The organism is Rufibacter glacialis, from assembly GCF_008271745.1.
Taxonomy (GTDB): domain Bacteria; phylum Bacteroidota; class Bacteroidia; order Cytophagales; family Hymenobacteraceae; genus Nibribacter; species Nibribacter glacialis.
Genome location: NZ_VKKZ01000006.1, coordinates 1 through 3541, shown reverse-complemented (window position 1 = coordinate 3541; position 3541 = coordinate 1). Strand labels below are relative to the sequence as shown.

General features: G+C 47.2%; 2 protein-coding genes. Both read right to left on the bottom strand.

The window, feature by feature from the left end; all coding sequences use genetic code 11:
• A partial coding sequence (locus FOE74_RS00905; RefSeq protein ID WP_149096736.1) for a carbohydrate-binding protein occupies positions 1–2102 on the bottom strand: 2102 nt, incomplete at its 3' end.
• Between the two features lie 1194 nt (positions 2103–3296).
• On the bottom strand, positions 3297–3541 hold a 245-nt coding region (locus FOE74_RS00900), incomplete at its 5' end, for an integrase core domain-containing protein (protein WP_149096735.1).

Sequence of the window (3541 nt, the reverse complement as noted above, 5' to 3'; positions counted from 1 at the left end):
GTCTGCCAGGCGCCCGTGGAGGGCACCTCCACCGTGGCCAGCACCGCCCCGGAGGAAGAGCGCACCTCGATGCGCCCGCCCGAGGCCGGAGAGGCCACCCGGAAGCCCACGCTGTAGGTCCCGGCCGCGGCCACGCCCACCGAGTAGCTCATCCAGTCGCCCGCGTCCACGTAGCCCACGTTCTGACCGCCGCCCTCGTCGCCCGTGTTCTCCACCTGGATGCCGCTCATGCTGGCGTACCTCTCCGCCTCGATCCGCAGGAAAGAACCCGTGGGAGGTGTGGTAGTAGCACCCGTCACCTCAAACGATTGGCTGACGGCAGAGGCCGCGTTATAAGTTGTATTTCCGCTTTGCGCAGCTTCCACGGTGACCGTTCCTGCGCCGGTCAGGGTAAGGGTATTCCCACTGAGGGTGGCAGGACCAGAAACTACTCTGAAGGTTACGGCTAGGCCGGAGGTGGAAGTGGCTTGTAATTCAACGGTAGAGGTCTCCCCTATCACTTTTGAACCAATAGCAGGGAACGTGATGGTCTGGTTTTGCTTGGCGACAGTACCTGTGGTCGCTCTAAAAAAGGAAGGAGAAGTAGTCAAGGTAAGCCCGGTGGGACCCTGTTGCGAGGAAGTGCCGGTGGCGGCATGGTCCCACTCATAGCGGTCTACTCTGGATATTCCCAGGCCAGCCGGGAAAGAGTAAGGCTGGGTATAATTCTCAGACTTATCATTAGGGTTCTTAGCCCACAGGACGTACACCAAGGCACCGTCTTTTCTAAAAGCCCCTCCCTCAACGGAAGCTGGCAGGCTCAAGGCCGCCGTCTGCCCCGCATCATAAGAATACCCCATTAAAAACAGAGAGGTTGTTTTCATACCAAGCCCCAGTTGGGTCAATTTCTCACTTCCGGGAGCATCTCTGTTCAAATTCTCATAAAGGCCCATCAAACCATATTCCACATTGCTGGAAACGGTTACGTCAGGGGAAGGGGCATTTGTATTCTCTGCTACACTGTAGATGTGCACCTGCTTGATCCCGTGCTTCTGGGCCAGCACCAAAGATTTTATGCCGAAGTTCCGCTGCATCTCATCAGAACTGTACCGCCAGTCATTTGTGCGACGGCTGATGTTGGTCTCTGTGACAATGAAATGCTTTTTAGGGTAGGTGCCGCCGTTATAGCCGTATTTATTTAAAACCGCCTCAAAACCATTTTTGTGGTTGATCACTTGCGCGGCCGCATAGTCTGAATTGCGCAGGTACTTGAACCCCCCAATGGAATTGTCCCACACCCGAAGAAAGAAAGCGGGATAGACATGGTAGCTGACCATGTCAAAGTAAGCGCCGCCCTTGTGGGGGTATTGGCCTGTAACCGTACCGCCGCTGGGGTTATCCGTATAGCGCAGCAAGGCATCCAGGAAGTTCTCGTGGCCGATTCCACCAGGAGTAACGTGGTCATCCGGGTTATACTTCTTCACTACCTCCCAGGTAATGCGCAGCATCCGGATGTAATGGAAAAAAGGAGCCTGTACATTATCCATCTCACCTGGTTGGGGCGGACGGGAAAGCCAGTCTGTGGGGTTATTGTTTCCTATATCTGGTTCATTGTACACCTCCCAGTTCTTGATGAAGGAGCCATACGTTTGTACCAAGTTATATACGTAATTAGCGTAGTAATTATTGGGATTTACCGTACCGTCTGCCTGCCAGATAGGCTCATAAAGGTTGGAGAATACCTTTGAAGAAGAGGTGCCTCCCGGGTAAAAGGTTTTGTCACGGTGTGCCTCTGTAGGACCCTCTATAAAGCAGGTTATTTCCTTCATTCCCAGCTCATTGAAGTAATATTGAAACTCGCTCAATCTTACTTTATAGCCCCACGTATCAACAAACGTTTCTGGCAAGGTAGGTCTCAGGGAATTTCCTCCCGCCTTTTGCACCAAACCGGCTAAGGTGCGGTCATTCCAGCCGCTGGAATAAACGCCCATATTACTCCCGTAACCGAAATTAGCCGTATAAGGCGATACTCTTTCATTAGCAGTAGGCTGCTGGGCAAAAACCTGAAATGTGCTAAATAGCAAAAGAAAGGCTACAAACGATCGATAAAGGTCGAATTTCATTTTTTTAACAGATCAATCAGAATTACAGAGGTTTGTTGGATTGCTTTAGGGGGAAAGGCGGTCAAAACTACGGCTAAATTCCAAAATAAAAAATTTGGCGTATCGCAATATTTATATTTACAATCTTATATGTTTATACATTTACTATAATTTTTCATACGTTTTATAAACATAGTTTAATCCAGGCTAACTATTTCAGGTGTTAAATATTTTATTGGATTTTTTATATCACGCTTTTAATTTTTCTAAGCTAGACCTTTTTCTCTCCCCTTGCCCATGTCTGAAAAACAGACTATCGTTTTGTTAAATATTACTTTTCAAAGGCACCAAGAATTAATCCCAAGTATTCAAGCTTACTATTTATAAATTTTTTCAAATTGGTTTTCAGTGAGTTACGGTTTTTAAAAGGCCTTTCTTAAAGAGGCCCAAAAGAACATATGTAGCCACATTATTTGGACACCTCTTTCATGTTCCTAAAAATTTGAAGAGAAGATTTTCAGGAAAGGCGAGGGTGAAAAGAGGAAGGAAGCCGAAAACTTTTTTTTAATTTCTTCTACTTTATTGGTTATTATGCCCAAAAGGAAGCTTTTATTTTAGGGGAAATAGAAGCCAAGTAAAGACAATGGTATTGCAGGTTAGGCGGTTACTAAAACCGTTTGATCATATTGCTGTTGGGAGAGTGCTTTCCTGCATAAAAGGCTCGGTTTTCTTTAGGCTTTTCCTAAAAACGGCCGGTAAATAACTCTATATGTATTTTGGGAAAAAGTATACTGGCATCTACCTCGCATTTTCTTTCATTACCAATACATATTTTAGCCCTAGGAAATATTAGAAAGGGCTCAGATTTTAAGGCTTTTTCCAAAAGGAAGCCATAAACCCATAGTTACGGGGAAAATAGTTACACCTGCTTAGAAAGACTGGGTTCCTTCTCTTAGCACCTGTTCTCTTCTGCTTAAATCACGAGCCTTAATTCTCCTCACATATGGCCTTCCTCAAAAAGGAGGAACCTGGGCAACTAACCCAAACAAATCTCATCCCTCTCTCCTTGACGTTTTAAAGGCTCTTTAGCCGAAACAGGCTGCAAAACGTAACATAGCAACTTGGAACAACTGAAGAACACCCCAAAAGCCTTGAAGCAGGATATATTGAATCGTCCTGCTATAAGTTGACAGATTTACAATTTCCCGGTTTGCTTCAGCAGACCGGGATTTTTATTTGCTGTTGGTGTACTTGTTCAGGTGTCCTCATCTGCAAGGATAAGTGGGGCCTGTGATGATTGTATAGTTCCACCGCTTGTCTGGCCAATAGCTCCGCCTGCTGCAGGTCAGCCAACACTCTGCCCAGGCCGAATTCCTCTTTCAGCGTGCGGTTCATGCGCTCGGCCAGGGCGTTCTCGTACGGGTCCGAGCCCTGGGTCATGCTCATCCTCATCCCGTTCC